Origin of the sequence: Streptomyces sp. Ru62 (genome assembly GCF_002920615.1) — a bacterium.
Taxonomy (GTDB): Bacteria; Actinomycetota; Actinomycetes; order Streptomycetales; family Streptomycetaceae; genus Streptomyces.
Map to the genome: position 1 here is coordinate 414,421 of NZ_PQSU01000001.1, position 20,674 is coordinate 435,094.

At 72.0% G+C, this 20,674-nt stretch carries 17 protein-coding genes and 1 riboswitch; of the genes, 15 read left to right on the forward strand and 2 right to left on the reverse strand.

Annotated features, from left to right (window positions below; translation table 11 throughout):
• Window positions 1-82: 82 nt before the first annotated feature.
• Window positions 83-835, reverse strand: a complete 753-nt coding sequence (locus C3492_RS01995) for a hypothetical protein (RefSeq protein WP_103809937.1) — start codon at window positions 833-835, stop codon at window positions 83-85.
• A 112-nt stretch (window positions 836-947) separates the two neighbouring features.
• Window positions 948-1,649 (reverse strand): hypothetical protein, encoded by a 702-nt coding sequence (locus C3492_RS02000; protein ID WP_103809938.1) that lies wholly within the window; start codon window positions 1,647-1,649, stop codon window positions 948-950.
• Window positions 1,650-1,835: 186 nt separating this feature from the next.
• On the opposite strand from C3492_RS02000, the gene C3492_RS02005 reads away from it, so the two are divergent.
• From C3492_RS02005 to C3492_RS02075, 15 genes are all read left to right on the forward strand, one after another.
• Window positions 1,836-4,247, forward strand: a complete 2,412-nt coding sequence (locus tag C3492_RS02005; RefSeq protein ID WP_103809939.1) for an N-6 DNA methylase — start codon at window positions 1,836-1,838, stop codon at window positions 4,245-4,247.
• A gap of 187 nt (window positions 4,248-4,434) precedes the next feature.
• Window positions 4,435-5,097, forward strand: coding sequence for a hypothetical protein (locus tag C3492_RS02010; protein ID WP_103809940.1), 663 nt, complete (start codon window positions 4,435-4,437; stop codon window positions 5,095-5,097).
• Between the two features lie 17 nt (window positions 5,098-5,114).
• Window positions 5,115-6,629 (forward strand): serine/threonine-protein kinase, encoded by a 1,515-nt coding sequence (locus tag C3492_RS02015; RefSeq protein WP_181140156.1) that lies wholly within the window; start codon window positions 5,115-5,117, stop codon window positions 6,627-6,629.
• Between the two features lie 150 nt (window positions 6,630-6,779).
• The gene (locus C3492_RS02020; RefSeq protein WP_103810043.1) at window positions 6,780-7,607 is read left to right on the forward strand and encodes a glycoside hydrolase domain-containing protein; all 828 of its coding nucleotides are present in this window, start codon (window positions 6,780-6,782) and stop codon (window positions 7,605-7,607) included.
• Window positions 7,608-7,815: 208 nt separating this feature from the next.
• A complete protein-coding gene (locus tag C3492_RS02025) occupies window positions 7,816-8,463 on the forward strand; it encodes a SurA N-terminal domain-containing protein (RefSeq protein WP_103809942.1) in 648 nt (215 codons plus the stop codon).
• A gap of 109 nt (window positions 8,464-8,572) precedes the next feature.
• A complete protein-coding gene (locus C3492_RS02030; RefSeq protein WP_103810044.1) occupies window positions 8,573-9,562 on the forward strand; it encodes a nucleoside triphosphate pyrophosphohydrolase in 990 nt (329 codons plus the stop codon).
• 275 nt (window positions 9,563-9,837) lie between these two features.
• Complete coding sequence (locus C3492_RS02035) at window positions 9,838-11,151, forward strand: cytochrome P450 (protein ID WP_103809943.1); 1,314 nt, start codon at window positions 9,838-9,840, stop codon at window positions 11,149-11,151.
• A gap of 201 nt (window positions 11,152-11,352) precedes the next feature.
• The gene (locus C3492_RS02040; protein WP_103809944.1) at window positions 11,353-12,435 is read left to right on the forward strand and encodes a transglycosylase family protein; all 1,083 of its coding nucleotides are present in this window, start codon (window positions 11,353-11,355) and stop codon (window positions 12,433-12,435) included.
• Between the two features lie 183 nt (window positions 12,436-12,618).
• A riboswitch (cyclic di-AMP (ydaO/yuaA leader) is annotated at window positions 12,619-12,791 on the forward strand.
• A gap of 4 nt (window positions 12,792-12,795) precedes the next feature.
• Window positions 12,796-13,509: a transglycosylase family protein gene (locus tag C3492_RS02045; protein WP_103809945.1), complete on the forward strand. Its 714-nt coding sequence runs from the start codon at window positions 12,796-12,798 to the stop codon at window positions 13,507-13,509.
• 309 nt (window positions 13,510-13,818) lie between these two features.
• A complete protein-coding gene (gene eno / locus C3492_RS02050) occupies window positions 13,819-15,105 on the forward strand; it encodes a phosphopyruvate hydratase (RefSeq protein ID WP_103809946.1) in 1,287 nt (428 codons plus the stop codon).
• Between the two features lie 105 nt (window positions 15,106-15,210).
• Entirely contained in the window at window positions 15,211-15,687 is a 477-nt protein-coding gene (locus tag C3492_RS02055) for a septum formation initiator family protein (protein WP_103809947.1), read from the forward strand.
• A 49-nt stretch (window positions 15,688-15,736) separates the two neighbouring features.
• On the forward strand, window positions 15,737-16,297 hold the full coding sequence (locus tag C3492_RS02060) for a DUF501 domain-containing protein (RefSeq protein ID WP_103809948.1): 561 nt from the start codon (window positions 15,737-15,739) through the stop codon (window positions 16,295-16,297).
• Entirely contained in the window at window positions 16,294-17,235 is a 942-nt protein-coding gene (locus C3492_RS02065; protein ID WP_103809949.1) for a Ppx/GppA phosphatase family protein, read from the forward strand. The genes C3492_RS02060 and C3492_RS02065 overlap by 4 nt, the downstream gene beginning before the upstream one ends.
• 490 nt (window positions 17,236-17,725) lie before the next feature.
• On the forward strand, window positions 17,726-19,108 hold the full coding sequence (locus tag C3492_RS02070; RefSeq protein ID WP_103809950.1) for an NAD(P)/FAD-dependent oxidoreductase: 1,383 nt from the start codon (window positions 17,726-17,728) through the stop codon (window positions 19,106-19,108).
• A gap of 257 nt (window positions 19,109-19,365) precedes the next feature.
• Complete coding sequence (locus C3492_RS02075) at window positions 19,366-20,658, forward strand: cyclopropane-fatty-acyl-phospholipid synthase family protein (protein WP_103809951.1); 1,293 nt, start codon at window positions 19,366-19,368, stop codon at window positions 20,656-20,658.
• Window positions 20,659-20,674 lie beyond the last annotated feature (16 nt).

Below are 20,674 nucleotides of genomic sequence, written 5' to 3' on the forward strand. Positions count from 1 at the left end.
CCCCCGCGCCGGGCCCCGCCCGGCACGGGTGGCCCAGCGCGTCGGCTGTCACGGCGCGTCGGTTGTCACGGCGCGTCGGCCGTTACAGCGCGTCCAGGTCGATGATCTCGCCCGCGGGCTTGCTCGCGGGGACCGGCTTGCCGTAGTCGAGGAACGACAGGTGCTCCGGCTCCTTCCCGCCGGACACGCTGTCGACCCGCAGCAGGTACGGCTTGCCCTCGGTCGCCACGTACGCCGTGTAGCTCTCCTTGCCGTCCTTCTCGTGCAGGGTGATCGCCGGGGTGCCGTCGACCCGCGTGGTCTTCCCGCGGCTGGTGCCGGCCGTGCCACCGCTGCTCATGTCGCCGAGGACCGAGTCCAGGTCGCAGAAGCTCGCGATGTCCTTGGCGTCCTGGCCCTTCACGGCCATCTTGGTCCACTTCCCGGCCAGCATGTCCACGGCCGCCTGCGTGTCCTCCTTGGACTCGCCCTCGCTCTGGGCGCGCAGGAAGGCCGCGTCGTACTTCATGTAGACGGTGCTGCCCGTCTTGATCAGCTCGGCCTTGCCCTGGCCGCCCATCCTCATCGTGCCGGCGCACTCGCCCTTGTGGTCGATCGCCATGTCGATCTCGATGACGCCCTTGCTCTCGTCGTCGGTGACCCGGCCCTTCAGCCGCACGGACGAGGCATCGGTGGTGGCCTTCAGCGCGCGGTCGGCGATCTGACCGCCGCTCAGCCCGGCGAACGGGCCCTTCGGCTTGCTGTCCGCCGAGTCCTGCCCCGGCTGGCAGCCGGTGGTGAGGGCCGCCGTGGCCGCGGCGGCGAGACAGAGGGCGGCGAGTGCGGTACGACGCATGACGGTTCCTTGCTGAGAGAAATGGGTGGTGAGCGGGGAGCCGTGGGGCTCCGTGGAGTGTGGTGGCGCGCCGGCGCGGGGTGTCGTAGCCCGCGCCGGGAGACCGGACGGGTCAGGCCTTCTTCCAGGTGCCGCAGTCGTTCGTCTTGAAGTAGGCGTCCGACGGGCTGATGGTGACGACGGCCGTACCGGTGACGTTGTTGTTGGCGATGATCGAGTCCAGCCCGTGGCCGGCGTCCTTCGTACGCTCCCAGTAGCAGGAGTCGTCGGCGTTGCCGGTCGACCTGTAGGTACCCGGCGCGATGTCCGTACCGACCTTGAACATGCCCCCGTCGCCGTCCATCGAGGAGGCGGGCGTGCCCTTCGCCTTCGGGTCCACGGCCTCCCAGTCCTCGCAACCGCTGGACTTGAACAGCTTGTCGGTGGGCTTGACGGTCACGTAACTCGTGCCGCTGACGTTGTCGTTGGCGAGCAGGGAGTCCAGTTCGCCGGAGGCGTCCTTGGCACGCTCCCAGTAGCACATGCCGTCGTCGTTGCCGGTCGTCCGGTACGTCCCCGGCTTCACGTCGGTACCGACCTGGTACTCGCCGTCGCCCTCGAAGGCGGCCTTCCTCTCGGCGGACTTCGCGTCGGACTTCTCGGCACCCCCCGAGTCCTTCGCGCCGCCGGGTTTGTGCCCGGCCGACGCCGAGGACCCCTTGTCGCCACCGCCGGAACCGCCGTCCTTGCCGTCGCCGCCCGCATTGGCGGACACGGCACCGATGACGACGAAGCCCACGACGGCACCGACCGCGACCTTGGCCTTCATGCCCATGGCGAACCCCTCCCCACTACTGCGGCCTCCCCCTCCGGCGGCCGCTTGTTCGCTGGGTCAATAACAGCAGACCTTGTGAACCGAGTCAACACGGTTCACGGATCGGTGTTGGTTCACGCCGTGAACCCCTGGATCTTGTGTACGTCGGTATGCTCGGTGCTCACATGGGACGAGGGGAGCGGGCCGGTGCAGGACAACGCGACAGAGGTGACCGCGGCCGGTATCGCGCGGCTGGCCGGAGTGGGCCGGGCCGCCGTCAGCAACTGGCGCCGTCGGCACGCCGACTTCCCGAAGCCGGTGGGCGGCACCGAGACCAGCCCGTCCTTCGCGCTCGCCGAGGTCGAGGCCTGGCTGCGCAAGCAGGGGAAACTCGCCGAGGTGCCGCTGCGCGAACGCGTCTGGCAACAACTCGCCGGGCACCCGGAAGGACCGCTGACGGCCCTGGTGCACACCGGTTGTGTGCTGCTGCTGATCCACGAGCGCCCCACCGTCTGGCTCGACGCGAGCGCGGGCTCCGACGCACGGCTGGCCGCGATCCTGTCCGGCGCGCTGGATCAGGTGCTGGTCCCGCGCTTCGGCGGACCGGTGGGGCGGGCGGGGCGCGGGGTGCGGGGTGCGGGTATGGGGCCGACACCTGAGAGCGGTGGTGTGAACAGGGCTGCCGACGCCGGGGGTGTGAACGCCGGTGGCGACGCCGGGGCTGTGAACGAGGCCGCGCATGCTGGTGGTGTGAACGCGGGCGCTTGGGCTGAGGGTGTGAACACGGGTTTTGGCTCCTCCGCTGTGAACGCAGGTGCCGGGTCGTCCGGTGTGAACACCGGTGCCGGCTCTTCCGCTGTGAACGCGGGCGCCGGGGCGTCCCGTGTGAACGCGGGTGCCGGCTCCTCCGCTGTGAACGCCGCTGTCGGTGCCGCCGATGTGCATGCCGGTGCCGGGGCCCGCCCAGCAACTCCCGCCCCCCAAGCCACCACCCCAGCCCTCCGCACCCCCACCGGCCCCCAACTCCTCCTCTCCACCCCCCTCCTGCGCGGTGCCGCCGAACTGGCCGCCGAGACGGGGGCACGGCAGGCGTTCGAGTTCCTGCTGGGACGGCACCTGGACGCCAACCCCCGCCAGTACACGCTCACCCCGGCCGAACTCGCCGGTCTCATGGCCGACCTCGCCGGCCCGGCCCGTACCGTCCTCGACCCGGCCTGCGGCACCGGCGCACTGCTGCGTGCCGTGGCCGGCCGGCCCGACCAGGAGCTGTACGCCCAGGACAGCGCCCCCGAACTCGCCGCGATCAGCGCGCTGCGGCTCGCGCTGCACAGCCGGGCCACCGTGCGCGCCGCCGCCGGCGACACCCTGCGCGCCGACGCGCACCCCGGGCTGCGCGCCGACGTGGTCCTGTGCCATCCGCCGTTCAACGAGCGCAACTGGGGCCACGACGAACTCGCCTACGACCCCCGCTGGGAGTACGGCTTCCCGGCCCGCACCGAGTCCGAACTGGCGTGGGTGCAACACGCGCTGGCCCGCCTGACCGACGGCGGCACCGCCGTGCTGCTCATGCCGCCGGCCGCCGCCTCCCGCCGTTCCGGGCGCCGGATCCGCGCCGATCTGCTGCGCCGGGGCGCGCTGCGTGCCGTGGTGGCGCTGCCGGTCGGGGCGGCACCGCCGTACAACATCCCGCTGCACCTGTGGGTGCTGCGCCGGCCCGACCGGGCGCCGGCGACGCCCGAGGTGCTGCTCGTGGACACCGGGAGGTTCGCCGGGGAGGGGCGGGGCGGTCCGGACTGGGAGGCGGTACGGGAGGCCGTGACGGACGCGTGGGACGCCTTCACGCGCGCGGGGCGACTCGCGGAGCGCCCGGGGCTCGCCCGTTCCGTGCCGGTCATCGACCTCCTGGACGACGACGTGGACCTGGCTCCCGCCCGCCATCTGCCGCCCGCCGCGGTGGCGGACGGCGCGGAGCAGCTCACGCGGGTGCGTGAGCGCCTGGGCGCGACCCTGCGCCTGACCGCCGACCTCACCCCGCCCCCGGCCGACCCGTCGCCGGCCGCGCGCTGGCCGCTCACCACGATCGGTGAACTCGCGCGCGGGGGCGCGCTGGTGATGCGCACCGGCGGAAACGGCGGCCACGCGCGCGTGCCGGTGCTCACCGACCATGACGTGGTCGCCGGAACGGCGCCTTCGGGCACGCTTCCGGAGAGCGAGGAGGAGGCCGTACTGACCGAGCCGGGCGATGTCGTCGTACCGGTGCTCGGCGGGGGATCGGTGGCGCGCGTGATCGACGAGGCGACCGGGGGCGCGGTGCTGGGGCGCAACCTCGTACTGCTGCGCCCGGACCGGACGGCGCTCGACCCGTGGTTCCTCGCCGGGTTCCTGCGGGGCACGGCCAACAACCGGCAGGCCAGCAGCTACGCCTCCACGGCGACCCGGCTGGACGTGCGCCGGCTCCAGTTGCCGCGGCTGCCGCTGGAGGAACAGCGGCGCTACGGCGACCGGTTCCGCGCGCTGGACGAGTTCGAGCGGGCGCTCAGGCACGCGAGCCGGCTCGGGGAACAGCTCGTGCGCGGGATGTACGACGGACTGACGGACGGCACGGTCGCACCCGGCTGAACCCGGCCCGGACGAACGGGCCCGGCCGGACCGTGGGGCGACCGGACCGAGTGAAGTGATCAGTGCGACAACGGTTCGGTACAACCCGGGACCGGTTGTCCGTGTCGGCCTATACGCTCGGACTCCGACCGGGACACCGTCCCGTCGGCGTCCGTCCCCATCGGTCCCACTCGGTCCAGGAGCAGTCATGTACGGCCACGGCGCGGTGCCGCCTCCCCGCAGCGCGGGAAAGGTCATCTCCCTGCGCGTGATGTTCGCGGCGGCCGGGGCCCTCTCCTGCGGGCTGCTGTCGTGTCTGCCGTTGTTCCGGGTGGCCTTCGTGCGGGCCCGCTGGTCCGACTGGCTGACCGCGTGGCTGAGCCTGCCGCTGTCCATCACCGGGTTCGTGGTGGTCGGTGAACTGCCGGAAGAGGACTGGCGCAGCGACGTCGCCCTGGGCCTGCTCATGCTCCTCGGCGTGGCGTCCGCGGTGTACTACCTGGTGGTGGACATCCGGCTGCACCAGCGGGAGCGGTTCGCCGGGTTCGTCCCCGCGCACGCCGCCACCCACGCCCCGCCCGCCCCCGGCCCGTACGGCTTCGGGCACGCGGCGCCGCCGTACACGACGCCCGTGCCGGCCCCGCAGCACCCCGTACCGCCCGCGCACCCCACGCCGGTACTCCAGCCGCACACCCGGATACCCGGGCCGCCGCACACGGGAGCCGTGCCCCCGGCGCCCGTGCCCCCGGCCGAGCCGGCCCAGCGCCCCGCGCCCGCCCGCATCGACCAGGTACGCGCCGAACTGGACGAACTCAGCGACTACCTGCGCCGGCAGGACGGACACGAGGGCCACGGCGAGGGCGGACGGTGACCGTGACGACAGGACGCATGGTCGCCGGCCGTTACGAACTGTCCACGCTCATCGGGCAGGGCGGCATGGGCCAGGTCTGGACGGCCTACGACCGCCGGCTCGACCGGCGCGTGGCGGTGAAGCTGCTGCGCCCGGACAAGGTGGCGGGCCAGGAGGCGGACGAGCTGCGCCGCCGGTTCGTGCGCGAGTGCCGGGTGACCGCGCAGGTGGACCATCCCGGTCTGGTGACGGTGCACGACGCGGGCAGCGAGGGCGAGGAGCTGTTCCTCGTCATGCAGTACGTCGACGGGGCCGACCTCTCCGACCACCTCGCCGAGCACGACCCGTACCCGTGGCAGTGGACGGTCGCGGTGGCCGCGCAACTGTGCGCCGTGCTGAGCGCCGTGCACGCCGTGCCGATCGTGCACCGCGACCTGAAGCCGCGCAATGTGATGGTGAAGCAGGACGGCACGGTCACCGTCCTCGACCTGGGCGTGGCGTCGGTGATGGACACCGACACCACCCGCCTCACGCACACCGGTTCCCCGATCGGCTCACCCGCCTACATGGCGCCGGAGCAGGCGATGGGCGGCGCGGTCGGCCCGTACACCGACCTGTACGCGCTCGGTGTGCTGATGCACGAACTGCTCAGCGGTGAGGTGCCGTTCGCCGGCTCCACGGCCCTGGGCGTGCTGCACCGGCACCTGTACGAGCCGCCGCTGCCCGTGCGCCGGATCCGTCCCGAGGTCCCCGAGGCGCTCGAAACCCTGGTGCTGCGACTGCTCGCCAAGGACCCGCAGCACCGGCCGGCGTCCGCGCAGGAGGTGTACGAGGCCCTGGCGCTGCTCCTGCCCGCGCGCGGGACGCCCACGGGCGCGCCCCTGGACCCCACGCGTCCCTTCCTGCGCCCGCACGCCCCCTGGCCGGACCGCGCGCGGACCCCCGCGCCCCAGCCCACGCCCGTCGCACCGGCGCCGCCGGTGGCGGAGAAGCCCGATGTCGCCGCCGCCGTGGACGAGGTCAAGCGCCTGCTGGGCGAGGGCCGCATCACGCAGGCCGTGGACATCCTGGGCGCGATCCTGCCGGCCGCCGCCGAGCAGCACGGCGAGCACTCCCCGGTCGTACGGACCCTGCGCAAGCAGTACGCGGCCACGCTCATGGACGACGGCCAGTACCGGCGCGCGCTGCCCGAACTGCGCCGGCTCGCGGACGAACGCGCCGCCGAGGCCGGCCAGGCCGACCCGCAGTCGCTGCGCTACCGCTACGAGGCCGCGCAGTGCCTGGAGCAACTGGGCGAACCGGCGGCGGCGCTCGCCGAGTACCGGGCGCTGCTGCCGTACTACGAGAACCAGTACGTCTCCGGGGACCCGCAGCTCGCCCACGAGGTGCGCCGCCGCATCGGCCATCTGCTGCTCGCCCTCGGCGACCGGCCGGCCGCCCACGACACGCTCGCGCGGCTCGTGCTGGACGTCGAGCGGCTGCACGGCCCCGGCCACCCGCTGGCCGTGGAGATCCGCCGCACCCTCCAGTGGCTGGGGCAGGTACGCGGGTAGCGGCGGGCGACTTTGCCGGTCCTGGGAGAATCTTGTGCACTCAAGGGGCCTGCGTTTCCCGGCGGCAGAACGCCGCTCGGTACGTCTCGCTTCGTTTTCGCCAGGCACGCACGCGCGGGATGCGACGTGCGACGAGCAGGGGTGGGGTTCATGGCCGGTCATCGGCAGTCGAAGAAGCGCAGGTACCTCACCTGGGCGGTGGCCGGCGCGGCCGTCGTGGCCGGGGCCGGGATCGCCGCGCAGACCTCCATGGCCGCCACCACCTGGCCGGCCCAGAAGACCTTCACGGGCCGCGCGTTCGACACCTGCACAGCGCCCTCGCTGTCGGCCATGAAGGCCTGGCACACCGGCTTCTACGGCGCCGCCGCCGTCTACGTGGGCGGCAAGAACCGCGGCTGCGCCCAGCCCAACCTCACCGCCTCCTGGGTGAAGTCGGTCAACTCCCTCGGATGGAAGCTCATCCCGATCTACGTCGGCGCCCAGCCGCCCTGCCAGACCGGCTCCAGCCCCGAGAAGCTGACCGCCGCCACCGCGGCGTCCCTCGGCGTGGCCGACGCCAAGGACGCGGTCGCCAAGGCGTCGGCGCTCGGCATGAAGGCGGGCAGCCCCGTGTACCTCGACATGGAGCCGTACGACGTCCAGAACAAGACGTGCAACGACGCCGTCCTCACGTACGTCCGCTCGTTCATGAAGACGCTGCGGTCCAAGACCTACCGCGGCGGCTACTACGGCTTCACCAGCTCCAGCGCCAAGGCCGTCGCCACCGCCAAGGACAGGACGGACCTGCCGGGCAACCTCTGGTACGCGCTGTGGGACAAGCAGAACACGACGACCGCGGACTGGCCGTGGGGCGCGACCCGGTACACGAACCACAGCCGCGGCCACCAGTACATGGTGAACAGCAAGGAGGCGCACGGCGGGGTCACGCTGACCGTCGACCGGGACGCCTGGGACGCGCCCGTGGCCATCGTCGGCTGACCCGGCCGGCCTGACGGCCCCTCGGGGAGCGGCGCGGCGGTGCCCGAAGCGCGCGCGAATCGTTGGTCGAATGGGTTGGCCGCAGCCTGCCCACTGCCTACCATCGATCACCGCAAGACTCTGTGCGCCCGCCCGTCGCCCGACCACCACCCCTGGCGGAGGCGCTGGCGCGCCGCACCTGTCGTTGCAATCTCCCCGGGAGGTCCCCTTGCACCGCCGCCGCACCGCGCTCGTCCTCACCGCCGCGATCGCCGCCGCGGCACCCCTGCTGACCGCCTGCGGAAGCGACGCGCACCCGGGCGCCGCGGCCGTCGTCGGCGGGCAGCGGATCACCGTGGCCCAGCTGGAGAGCCGGGTCGACGAGGTCCGCCGGGCGCAGCGCGCGGCGGTGCCGGACGAGACGCAGTACGAGCAGGTTGTCTCCTCCACCAGCACGCTCACCCGTGACACCCTGCACAACATGGTGCTCGACCGGGTGCTGCACCGCGCCGCGCGGGACGCGGACATCACCGTCACCCGCAAGGAGATCCAGCAGATGCGCGGCGAGCTGGAGCGGCAGGCCGGTGGCGGCAAGGGCCTGGAGACGGCCTGGCTCCAGAAGTACGGCATCGCCCCGGCCCGCCTCGACGACAACCTGCGGCTGCAACTGGAGGCGCAGAAGCTGGCCGCGCGGCTCGGCACCGACACGAGCCAGCCCGCCTTCTGGAAGGCCCTGTCCAAGGCCTCGGAGGAACTCCACGTCGACCTCAACCCGCGCTACGGCTCCTGGGACGTGCAGAAGAGCAGCCGGGTGGACGCCGGGACGCCGTGGGTACGCGAGGTCACGACGGCGGGCGGGGAGCCGGTGACGGCGTAGACGGGCCACCGGCCGGCGCGGTGGCGCGTCCGGTCATACGATCACATGACCCCGTCGGGCCTGTGGACAACCCGATCCGCTGCCTCGCCCCGTGGGTTACGTTCGGATCGTGAACGAAACCAGCCCCGAAGCCCGTGGGGGAGCCGCCCCCGGCCGCATCGTCCTGCTCACCACCAGCCACCGCGTCGCCCCCGGTCTGCTGTCCTGGCCCGCCTGGCAGGCCCTGCGCACCGCCGACGCCGTGCTGTGCGCGGACGGCGCCCATCCGCAGCTGCCGTATCTGCGCGAGGCCGGGATAGCCGTGGCGGAGGCGTCACCCACCGCCCAGGAGCTGGTCGACGCCTGTGCCGGGGGCCGGACGGTGGTGGTCGTCGCCACGGGTGAGGGAGAGCCCGCCCTCACCGACGGCCTCGCCCGGCTGGCCGGCTCCGGCCGGGTCGCCATGCCGGAGCTGGAGCTGCTCCCCGCCTCCTACGACCTGCCCGGAGCCCGCCTGCTGGACCTCGTTCAGGTCATGGACCGCATCCGCGCCGAGTGCCCGTGGTCCTCCCGGCAGACCCACGAGGGCCTGGCGAAGTACGGCATCGAGGAGGCGTACGAACTGGTCGAGGCGATCGAGGCCGGCGACCGCGCGGAGCTGCGCGAAGAGCTGGGCGACGTCCTCCTCCAGGTCGTCTTCCACTCCCGCATCGCCGAGGAGGACCCGGACGCGCCGTTCTCCGTCGACGACGTCGCCGGCGGCATCGTCGCCAAGCTGATCCACCGGCACCCCCACGTCTTCGGCGACGAGGAGGCCGAGACCCCGGAGGACGTCAAGGAGCACTGGTTGCGCACCAAGGCCGAGGAGAAGCGGCGCGCCTCGGTCACGGACGGCGTCCCGCTCGGCCAGCCCGGCCTGGCCCTCGCCGCCAAGCTCGCCTCGCGCACCCGCACGGCGGGCCTGGACGTCCCGCTGCCGAAGGGGGACGGCATCGGCTACGAACTGCTGGCGCTGGCGGTCCGCGCCGAGGCGGTTGGCACCGACCCCGAGGCGGCACTGCGGGCGGCGGCCCGGGCCTACCGGGACGCGATACGGGCCGCCGAGGGCCTGCCCGCCTAGCACCGCCACCCGGGGCGCTCGGGGCCCCGGCCCTACGTCCGGTGTCCGGTCCGCGTCCCCGGTGTCCGGTTCCTGGTGCCCAGTTCCTGGCGTCCGGTTCCTGGTCCCCGGCGCCTGGTGCCCGGGTCCCTGGTGCCCGGTCCCCGATGCCCGGGGGGACGGCCCGCAGGCCAGACCCCTGCGGCCCCTCACCACCGCGCCCCCGCGCCCCCGCGGCCCCCGGGGGCTGCCACACCCCGCCCTGCACTCCCCGGCGAGCCGGATACGGTCGAGGAGTGACCGACCAGCCCCACCCCGCCCAGCCGTCCTCCCACTCCGCCCAGCCGTCCTCCCACCCGGAGCAACCGGCCCCCGCCCTGTTCACCTGGGAGTTCGCCACCGACCCCTATCCCGCCTACGCATGGCTGCGCGAGCACGCCCCCGTGCACCGGACGCGGTTGCCGAGCGGGGTCGAGGCCTGGCTGGTCACCCGGTACGCCGATGCCCGGCAGGCCCTGGCCGACCAGCGGCTCAGCAAGAACCCGGCGCATCACGACGAGCCCGCGCACGCCAAGGGCAAGACCGGCATCCCCGGCGAGCGCAAGGCCGAGCTGATGACGCATCTGCTGAACATCGACCCGCCGGACCACACTCGGCTGCGCCGGCTGGTCAGCAAGGCCTTCACGCCCCGCCGGGTCGCCGAGTTCGCGCCCCGGGTGCAGGAGCTGACCGATCACCTCATCGACCAGTTCGCACGGCGCGGCTCCGCCGACCTCATCCACGAGTTCGCCTTCCCGCTGCCCATCTACGCCATCTGCGACCTGCTCGGCGTCCCGCGCGAGGATCAGGACGACTTCCGGGACTGGGCGGGCATGATGATCCGGCACGGCGGAGGCCCCCGGGGAGGCGTCGCCCGGTCGGTGAAGAAGATGCGCGGCTATCTGGCCGAGCTGATCCACAAGAAGCGCGAGGCGCTGCCGGCCGAGCCCGCGCCCGGCGAGGACCTGATCTCGGGCCTGATCCGCGCCTCCGACCACGGCGAGCACCTCACCGAGAACGAGGCCGCCGCCATGGCCTTCATCCTCCTGTTCGCCGGCTTCGAGACGACCGTCAACCTCATCGGCAACGGCACCTACGCCCTGCTCACGCACCCCGGTCAGCGCCGACGGCTGGAGGAGTCCCTGGCGCGCCGGGAGACGGAGCTCCTGGCGACCGGCGTGGAGGAACTGCTGCGCTTCGACGGCCCGGTGGAGCTGGCCACCTGGCGGTTCGCCACCGAGCCGCTCACCATCGGCGGACAGCGGATCGCGCCGGGCGACCCGGTGCTCGTCGTCCTCGCCGCCGCCGACCGGGACCCGGAGCGGTTCGCCGACCCGGACGTGCTGGACCTCGCCCGCCGCGACAACCAGCACCTCGGTTACGGTCACGGCATCCACTACTGCCTCGGCGCGCCGCTCGCCCGTCTGGAGGGTCAGACCGCGCTCGCCGCCCTGCTCACCCGGCTGCCCGATCTGCGCCTCGCCGCGGATCCTGCCGAACTGCGCTGGCGCGGCGGACTCATCATGCGCGGCCTGCGCACCCTGCCGGTGGAGTTCACACCCCGCACCTGAACACACCGTCCGGACGCGGTCCTTCCGGGTCCGGCACAGCCTCTCCAGGGAAAGATGACAGGCGTTCAACTCTGTGATCTTCACGTGATCTGTGCGGCATGAACTTGTGACAAGTGATCGTCTGCCGATACGTTCACCCATCAGCGCGGCGACCGGCTCCATCCGCCGCGCCGGTCCTGCTGTCGCTCGAAAGGCTTCTGCATGCTCTCCGGGAACGGCCGACACCGTCGCCCCCGTCAGGCCCCGGCTCTCCTCGTCGCGGCCGGAGTGACCGGCTCCGCCATCGCCATCCCGCTGCTCGGCGCGGCGAGCGCCAACGCGGCCGACGGCACCACGTGGGACAAGGTGGCCGAGTGCGAGAGCGGCGGCTCGTGGAGCGCGGACACCGGCAACGGGTACTACGGCGGCCTGCAGATCTCGCAGGAGGACTGGAACGCCTACGGCGGCGGCCAGTACGCGGCCGGCCCGGACCAGGCCAGCCGCAACCAGCAGATCGCCGTCGCCGAAAAGATCCTCGCCGACAAGGGCACCACGCCCTGGGCCACCTGCGCCCTGCTGTCCGGTCTGACCGAGGACTCGGGCTCGACGCACGTCGACACGGGCGTCGGCGGCTCCGGCGGCTCCGGCGACAGCGGCGGTTCGAGTCATTCGTCCGGATCAGCGGGCAACTCCGGTACATCCGGTTCCTCCGACAGCTCCGACTCGTCCGGCCTGCCGGATTCGTCGCCCTCCAGCGATGCCGGCTCCGGCACCAACTCCGGCTCCGGCGCCGACTCTTCCTCGGAGGAGGTCACCACTCCGAGCGCCAAGCCGGGCAAGGATGCCGATGCGGGAGCCGGCTCCACGGGGACCAACACTCCCAAGTCCGACAAGTCCACCGCGCCGGACACCGGAAGCGCCCAGGGGGCCGAGAGCTCGCCCACGGCCGCTCCGGACGCCGGCCTCCAGGACAACCCGCAGCAGGCCGCCGGTTCTTGGAGCCTGGTCGACACCGGCTCCCTCGGCGGCGGGCGCCACCGGGGCGCGAGCGCGGACGAGAGCGGTGCGGACGAAAGCGCGACAAACGGTCAGAACGCCACGTCTTCCGGCCGGCACGCCTCGCGCGAAACGGACACGTACACCGTCCGCCAGGGCGACACCCTCGCCTCCATCGCCGACTCCCTTGACGTCGACGGCGGGTGGCGCGCGCTGTACGCCGGCAACAAGAAGGCCATCGGGACCGACCCGAACCACATCAGTGCCGGTCAGACCCTGGAAGTCGGGGGCGAAACGGGCGGCGAGTAGGGGGAGTTGACGTCCCGGTTATCGCCTTAATGTCCGGTTTGGCGAAAGTGTGGGATGAGTCTCAGAAGCCTAGATCGTCTTTGAAATTCCGCGGATCGCGTGTCTACGGTCGGGACCGCTCGTCACCACGAGCCCCGGCAGCCGCAACGCCGAATCCTGCCAGCGGTTGCCCGGGAACAGTCGTCGCGTCAAGCGCCGTAGGCAGGAGCGGGGGACCCAAGGTAGGTGCCGGGCCCGGCAGTTGATGCCGGAACCGGCTTGGGGTGAAGCCGCAGTCCGCGTGAGCGGAGTGCGGCCGGGCAACTCAACCGGCCCGAACCCGACAGCTCACCTCGCAGGCGTCGGTGAGGGGATCGATCCATGCTGTTCTCCAGCAAGGGCAAGCACCGTCGTCCGTCCAAGGCCGTCCGCGCCATCGCGCTCGCCGGTGTCACCGGTGCCGCCGTCGCCGCTCCGCTGATGGCGGCCGGCAACGCCTCCGCCGCCACCGCCTCCCAGTGGGACGCGGTCGCCCAGTGCGAGTCCGGCGGCAACTGGTCCATCAACACCGGCAACGGCTACTACGGCGGTCTGCAGTTCTCCGCCTCCACCTGGGCCGCGTACGGCGGCACGCAGTACGCCGGCACCGCCGACAAGGCGAGCAAGGCGCAGCAGATAGCCGTCGCCGAGAAGGTCCTCGCCGCCCAGGGCAAGGGCGCCTGGCCGGTCTGCGGCACGGGCCTGTCCAGCACCCCGTACAACGGCTCCGCGCCGAGCACCTCCACTCCGAGCACCTCCACCGGCTCGGGCAGCTCCACCGCCACCCGCTCCACCGGCGAGCAGGCCGCCTCCCGCTCCGCCGAGCGTCCGGCCGCGAGCGCGAGCAAGGGCCAGGGCAAGACCGTCACCACCCCGACCGGCAAGAAGGTCAAGAAGGGCGACGGCGAGTACAAGGTCGTCACCGGTGACACCCTCAGTTCCATCGCCGAGAAGCACCACGTGCAGGGCGGCTGGCAGAAGCTGTTCGAGCTGAACAAGGACATCGTCGAGGACGCCAACCTGATCTACCCGGGTCAGCAGCTCCACCTGAAGTGAGACCCGGCCCCCAGCCCGGCCACGGGCCCGCGCCTGCGCGCGGGCCGCGCTGAGGCCCCCTGCGGGCCGCCCCCCGTCCCCACGGGCTCCCCGCCCCGGTGCGTGTTCCCCCGTACGCACCGGGGCGGGGCTTTTTTGCGTCCGCCGCCCCCCGCACCCTTTGTTTCGGCGAGAAACAAAAGGTACCGTCGGCTTGTCCACGGGACGGTCGGTCGGTGGCCGACGCCCCCGGGACGGTTAGGCTCTAGTCGCAAGGCACAGCCGTAAGGCACACCGCCCCGCACTTCCAGCGTCACATCCAAGAAGGAGATGCTCGTGCCGTCCATCGACGTCGTCGTAGCCCGGGAAATCCTGGACTCCCGAGGCAACCCCACGGTCGAGGTCGAGGTCGGCCTCGACGACGGCAGCACGGGTCGTGCCGCCGTCCCGTCCGGCGCCTCGACCGGCGCCTTCGAGGCCATCGAGCTCCGCGACGGCGACCCGAACCGCTACCAGGGCAAGGGCGTCGAGAAGGCCGTCCTCGCCGTGATCGAGCAGATCGGCCCGGAGCTGGTCGGTTACGACGCCACCGAGCAGCGCCTGATCGACCAGGCCATGTTCGACCTGGACGCCACCGACAACAAGGGCTCCCTCGGCGCCAACGCCATCCTCGGCGTCTCGCTCGCCGTCGCCCACGCGGCCTCCGAGGCCAGCGACCTCCCCCTCTTCCGCTACCTGGGCGGCCCGAACGCGCACCTGCTGCCGGTGCCGATGATGAACATCCTGAACGGCGGCTCGCACGCCGACTCCAACGTGGACATCCAGGAGTTCATGATCGCCCCGATCGGCGCGGAGTCCTTCTCCGAGGCCCTGCGCTGGGGCACCGAGGTCTACCACACCCTGAAGAAGGTCCTGAAGAACAAGGGCCTGTCCACCGGCCTCGGCGACGAGGGCGGCTTCGCCCCGAACCTCGGCTCCAACCGTGAGGCCCTCGACCTCATCCTGGAGGCCATCAAGGAGGCCGGCTACGCCCCCGGCCAGCAGATCGCCCTCGCGCTCGACGTGGCCGCCTCCGAGTTCTACAAGGACGGCAAGTACCTCTTCGAGGGCAAGGAACGCTCCGCCGCCGAGATGACGGAGTACTACGAGGAGCTCGTAGCGGCCTACCCGCTCGTCTCCATCGAGGACCCGCTGTTCGAGGACGACTGGGCCGGCTGGAAGGTCATCACCGACAAGCTCGGCGACAAGGTCCAGCTGGTCGGCGACGACCTGTTCGTCACCAACCCCGAGCGCCTCGCCCGCGGCATCGAGGAGGGCGCCGCCAACGCCCTGCTGGTCAAGGTCAACCAGATCGGCTCGCTGACCGAGACCCTGGACGCCGTCGAGCTGGCCCAGCGCAACGGCTTCAAGTGCATGATGTCGCACCGCTCCGGTGAGACCGAGGACGTCACCATCGCCGACCTGGCCGTCGCCACCAACTGCGGCCAGATCAAGACCGGCGCCCCGGCCCGCTCCGAGCGCGTCGCCAAGTACAACCAGCTGCTGCGCATCGAGGAGATCCTCGACGACGCGGCGGTGTACGCCGGCCGCAGCGCGTTCCCGCGCTTCAAGGGCTGAGCCTTCCGGGGTCAAGTCCTAGCCAGTCGTACGTACGTCCCCGTACTCGGTCCCGTACCGTGTCCGGGGACGTACGCACGTGTGAAAGGGGAGGCGGAGAGCCAGATGGCCGTGAAGGACCGGGACCGTTTCTCCACCGCGACCAGGCTGCGGCTGCTCGGCGAGCAGACCGCGGCCCGCGTCTACCGCTCCCAGACCAAGCGGCAGGCCCGCCGCTCCCGGCTCACGGGCCGCGCGGCCCTGCTCGCGCTGGTGCTGTGCACGATGATCGTCGCCCTCGCCTATCCGATGCGGCAGTACGTCTCCCAGCGCGAGCAGATCGCCGACCTCCAGCGGCAGCGGGAGCAGGCCCGTGAGCGCGTCGAGCAGCTCCGTGACCTGAAGGCGCGCTGGCAGGACGACGCCTACGCCGAGCAGCAGATCCGCCGCCGGCTGCACTACGTGATGCCCGGCGAGACCGGGTACGTGGTCGTCGACCCGGGTGCGGCCAGGCAGTCCCGCGCCGACCTCGGGGCCGCCCACCGGCCCTGGTACACGAACGTCTGGGAAGGCGTCGACAAGGCCGACGCCTCCGACCAGTGACCGGCCCGTCCGGTCCGGCAACCGACACGAACCCACCCTGAAAGCAGTCATGGAAACCCCTCCGCCGCCCACTCCGCGCACCGAGCCCACCGACGCGGACGTAGAGGCCTTCAAGCAGCAGCTGGGCCGCCCGCCGCGGGGCCTCAGGGCCATCGCGCACCGCTGCCCGTGCGGTCAGCCGGACGTCGTGGAGACGGCACCGCGCCTGCCCGACGGCACGCCCTTCCCGACGCTGTACTACCTGACGTGCCCGAAGGCGTCCTCCGCCATCGGCACGCTGGAGGCGAACGGCGTGATGAAGGAGATGACCGAGCGGCTGGGCCGTGACCCCGAGCTGGCCGCCGCGTACCGGGCCGCGCACGAGGACTACATCCGGCGCCGGGACGAGATCGAGGTCCTGAGCGGCTTCCCGAGCGCGGGCGGCATGCCGGACCGGGTGAAGTGCCTGCACGTGCTCGTCGCCCACTCGCTGGCCGCGGGCCCGGGCGTGAACCCGCTCGGCGACGAGGCCCTGGCGATGCTGCCGGAGTGGTGGCGCAAGGGCGCGTGCGTGACGCTCGACAGCGGCGAGAGGGACGAGCGCGACGACAGCGAGGGGGACGAGAAGTGACTCGCGTGGCCGCCGTCGACTGCGGTACCAACTCCATCCGTCTGCTGGTCGCGGACGCCGACCCGGCGACGGGCGAACTGACCGACCTGGACCGCCGGATGACGATCGTGCGGCTCGGCCAGGGGGTCGACCGCACCGGCCGGCTCGCGCCCGAGGCACTGGAGCGCACCTTCGCCGCCTGCCGTGAGTACGCGGACGTCATCAAGGAGCACGGCGTCGAGCGCCTGCGCTTCGTCGCCACCTCCGCCTCCCGCGACGCCGAGAACCGCGAGGACTTCGTGCGCGGCGTGCTGGACATCCTCGGGGTCGAGCCGGAGGTCATCACCGGTGACCAGGAGGCCGAGTTCTCCTTCACGGGTGCCACCAAGGAGCTCACCGGCCGTGCGGACCTCGCCCGGCCCTACCTGGTCGTGGACATCGGCGGCGGCTCCACCGAGTTCGTCGTCGGCGACGACCACGTGCGCGCCGCCCGGTCGGTGGACGTCGGCTGCGTGCGGATGACCGAGCGGCACCTGGTGCACGGCGGCGAGGTGAGCGACCCGCCCACCGAGGACGAGATCGCCGCCATGCGGGCCGACATCGAGGCCGCCCTGGACCTCGCCGAGCAGTCGGTCCCGCTGCGCGAGGCCCACACCCTGGTGGGCCTGGCCGGGTCCGTCACCACGGTGTCCGCCATCGCCCAGGAGCTGCCCGGGTACGACTCCGCGCGCATCCACCACTCCCGGGTCTCGCGGGACCGCGTGCGCGAGATCACCGAACGGCTGCTGCGCTCCACGCACGCCGAGCGCGCCGCGATCCCGTCCCTGCACCCGGGCCGGGTCGACGTCATCGGCGCGGGCGCCCTCGTCCTGCTCGCGATCATGGAGCGGATCGGCGCCGAGGAGGTCGTGGTGAGCGAGCACGACATCCTCGACGGCATCGCCTGGTCGGTGGCGTGAGAGCGGCCCGGGGCGGGAGCGCGGCCCATGGGCGGCGTGGCGTGGCTCTCTTTTGTTACTGAGTGGTAGCCACCTGCTGAGCAGGTTGGATAACGTTTGAGCGGTGTCCGGGGCCCCCTTGAGGGGCCCCTGGTCATACCCACGCGGGAACCTTCGTGAAGTTCTTCACAAGGAATTCCCTCCCATCGGGCCCCGGAAGGGGGTCCATTGCCTCTTCCGGGGGTCGGAGGGCCGTTTGAACATGTTCAGACGGGGAGTGTGGGAGGGTCCCGGAAGGGGGTGTTCCGAGGGTGTCACGGTGCCCTCACGGGCGCCCCATCGGCCCGGAGAGGCAGCTCACGCGGCCTTGACAACGGGGCGAAGCGCCCCGCGGTTCCCCCGTGGCCCGGTGGTCTGCTTCACGCGAGCCGCGGAGTTTAACACAGGCCCTGTCAGACCTTGTGAAGGGGCGCACGAGCGACCCCCCGGGGGCGGGTGGATACTCGATGGCATGAGCACCACGGAGCGTCCCAGGATCCTCGTAGTAGGCGGTGGGTACGTAGGCCTGTACGCAGCTCGGCGCATCCTCAAGAAGATGCGCTACGGCGAGGCGACCGTCACGGTCGTCGACCCCCGGTCGTACATGACCTACCAGCCCTTCCTCCCCGAAGCCGCCGCCGGCAGCATCTCCCCTCGCCACGTCGTCGTCCCGCTGCGACGCGTGCTGCCGAAGGCGGAGGTCCTCACCGGTCGGGTCACCACCATCGACCAGGACCGCAAGGTCGCCACGATCGCCCCGCTGGTGGGCGAGGCGTACGAGCTGCCCTTCGACTACCTGGTCATCGCCATGGGCGCGGTCTCCCGCACCTTCCCGATCCCCGGCCTCGCCGAGCAGGGCATCGGCATGAAGGGCATCGAGGAGTCGATCGGCCTGCGCAACCACGTCCTGGAGCAGCTCGACAAGGCGGACTCCACGACCGACGAGGAGATCCGCCGCAAGGCGCTCACCTTCGTCTTCATCGGCGGTGGCTTCGCGGGCGCGGAGACCATCGGCGAGGTCGAGGACATGGCCCGGGACGCGGCCAAGTACTACAAGAACGTCTCCCGCGAGGACATGCGCTTCATCCTCGTCGACGCCGCCGACAAGATCCTCCCCGAGGTCGGCCCCAAGCTCGGCCAGTACGGCAAGGAGCACCTGGAGAGCCGGGGCGTGGAGATCTACCTCTCCACCTCCATGGACTCCTGCGTCGACGGCCACGTGGTGCTGAAGAACGGCCTGGAGGTCGACTCCAACACCATCGTGTGGACGGCCGGCGTCAAGCCCAACCCGGCCCTCTCCCGCTTCGGTCTGCCGCTCGGCCCGCGCGGTCACGTCGACTGCGAGCCCACCCTCCAGGTCAAGGGCACGGACTACATCTGGGCCGCCGGCGACAACGCCCAGGTCCCGGACATCGCCGCCCGCAAGGCCGGTGTGGAGAACGCCTGGTGCCCGCCGAACGCCCAGCACGCGCTGCGCCAGGCCAAGGTCCTCGGCGACAACGTGGTCTCCGGTATGCGGGGCTTCCCGCAGAAGGAGTACGAGCACGCCAACAAGGGTGCGGTCGCCGGTCTCGGCCTGCACAAGGGCGTGGCGATGATCGTCATGGGCAAGATGAAGATCAAGGTCAAGGGCCGCCTCGCCTGGTACATGCACCGTGGCTACCACGGTCTGGCGATGCCGACCTGGAACCGCAAGATCCGCGTCTTCGCCGACTGGACGCTCGGCATGTTCCTCAAGCGCGAGGTCGTCTCCCTCGGCGCCATGGAGAACCCGCGCGAGGAGTTCTACGAGGCCGCCAAGCCGGCGCCGGTCGCCGCCGCGAGCAAGACCGAGGAGAAGGCCAAGGCCTCCTGACCTCCGGTCGACACCGGTAGACCCTCCGGTCGTAGACAGACCCTCAGGTCGCCGACGGACCCTTCCGTCGGCGGCCGACCCGGAAGACCTCCTGCCATCCGTGGTGCGGGAGGTCTTCCGGCGTTCCCGGGCACCCATCTGCATGGTTTCTACAACCGTTTTGCCCAGTCGTAACTCCTTTGCGGGACTGCGCCGAGGCCCTCGCGGTGTTTACGTGGTATCCGGCATCCGGGATCGTCGTCTTGGAGGTGTGCGCCATGGCCGACGCCGCGTCGCGGCTGAGGAGTCTTGCCGAGCAGATGCTGGGAGCCCCGCTCCCGGTACGCCTGAAGGCCTGGGACGGATCGCAGGCAGGGCCGCCGGACGCGCCGGCGCTCGTCGTGCGCAACCGCCGCGCCCTGCGCCGCATGATGTTCAAACCGGGCGAACTGGGCCTCGCCCGCGCCTGGGTCGCCGGCGACCTGGAGATCGAGGGTGACCTGTACACCGCGCTCGACGCCATGGCGGGCCTCGTCTGGGAGCGCGGGGAGGACGCCCGCAGCCTCGTCCAGGCCCTCCGCGACCCCGATGTCCGGGCCGCCGCCCGCGAGCTGCTGAAACTGGCCGGTCCGCCGATCCCGCCCGCGCCGCCGCGCGAGGAGGTCCGCAGGCCCCGCCGGAATCTGCACACCCGCCGGACCGACAAGCGGGCCATCAGCCACCACTACGACGTCGGCAACGACTTCTACGAGATCGTCCTCGGTCCGTCCATGGTGTACTCCTGCGCCTACTGGGAGGACGCCGGGACCCTGGAGTCCGCCCAGCGTGACAAGCTCGAACTGGTCTGCGCCAAGCTGGGCCTGAAGGAGGGTCAGCGGCTGCTGGACGTCGGCTGCGGCTGGGGCTCCATGGCCATCCACGCGGCCCGCGAGCACGGCGTGAGCGTCGTCGGCGTCACGCTCTCCCAGGAGCAGGCGGCGTACGCCCGCAAGCGCGTCGCCGACGAGGGCCTGACCGACCGGGTGGAGATCAGGGTCCAGGACTACCGGGACGTCGTGGACGGCCCCTTCGACGCGATCTCCTCCATCGGCATGGCCGAACACGTCGGCGCCGAGAAGTACCTGGAGTACGCCCGTCAGCTCCACGCCCTGCTCAAGCCCGGCGGCCGGCTGCTCAACCACCAGATCGCCCGCCGCCCGCAGCGGGACGAGTCGGCGTACGAGGTGGACGAGTTCATCGACGCCTACGTCTTCCCCGACGGCGAACTCGCCCCCGTCGGCACCACCGTCACCCAGCTGGAGCGGGCCGGTTTCGAGGTCCGGGACGTGGAGTCCATCCGCGAGCACTACGCCCGCACCCTGCGCCGGTGGGTCGCCAACCTGGAGGCCGACTGGGACCGGGCCGTCGGCCTCACCAGCCCGGGCCGCGCCCGCGTCTGGCGGCTGTACATGGCCGCCTCCGCGCTCGCGTTCGAACGCAACCGCATCGGCGTCAACCAGGTCCTCGCGATCCGCACCCCCGAGTCCGGCGCCTCAGGACTCCCCCTGCGGGCCCGCACCTGGCACGGCTGACAGCGGTACGGCACAA

What these genes read in the sequence shown, in the direction of transcription:
- C3492_RS02070 (WP_103809950.1), top strand. Translation starts at nt 17,726, where the DNA reads ATGAGCACCACGGAGCGTCCCAGGATCCTCGTAGTAGGCGGTGGGTAC.
- C3492_RS01995 (WP_103809937.1), bottom strand. Translation starts at nt 835, where the DNA reads ATGCGTCGTACCGCACTCGCCGCCCTCTGTCTCGCCGCCGCGGCCACG.
- C3492_RS02075 (WP_103809951.1), top strand. Translation starts at nt 19,366, where the DNA reads ATGGCCGACGCCGCGTCGCGGCTGAGGAGTCTTGCCGAGCAGATGCTG.
- C3492_RS02060 (WP_103809948.1), top strand. Translation starts at nt 15,737, where the DNA reads ATGGAAACCCCTCCGCCGCCCACTCCGCGCACCGAGCCCACCGACGCG.
- C3492_RS02055 (WP_103809947.1), top strand. Translation starts at nt 15,211, where the DNA reads ATGGCCGTGAAGGACCGGGACCGTTTCTCCACCGCGACCAGGCTGCGG.
- C3492_RS02040 (WP_103809944.1), top strand. Translation starts at nt 11,353, where the DNA reads ATGCTCTCCGGGAACGGCCGACACCGTCGCCCCCGTCAGGCCCCGGCT.
- C3492_RS02015 (WP_181140156.1), top strand. Translation starts at nt 5,115, where the DNA reads ATGGTCGCCGGCCGTTACGAACTGTCCACGCTCATCGGGCAGGGCGGC.
- C3492_RS02000 (WP_103809938.1), bottom strand. Translation starts at nt 1,649, where the DNA reads ATGGGCATGAAGGCCAAGGTCGCGGTCGGTGCCGTCGTGGGCTTCGTC.
- C3492_RS02045 (WP_103809945.1), top strand. Translation starts at nt 12,796, where the DNA reads ATGCTGTTCTCCAGCAAGGGCAAGCACCGTCGTCCGTCCAAGGCCGTC.
- eno (WP_103809946.1), top strand. Translation starts at nt 13,819, where the DNA reads ATGCTCGTGCCGTCCATCGACGTCGTCGTAGCCCGGGAAATCCTGGAC.
- C3492_RS02010 (WP_103809940.1), top strand. Translation starts at nt 4,435, where the DNA reads ATGTACGGCCACGGCGCGGTGCCGCCTCCCCGCAGCGCGGGAAAGGTC.
- C3492_RS02020 (WP_103810043.1), top strand. Translation starts at nt 6,780, where the DNA reads ATGGCCGGTCATCGGCAGTCGAAGAAGCGCAGGTACCTCACCTGGGCG.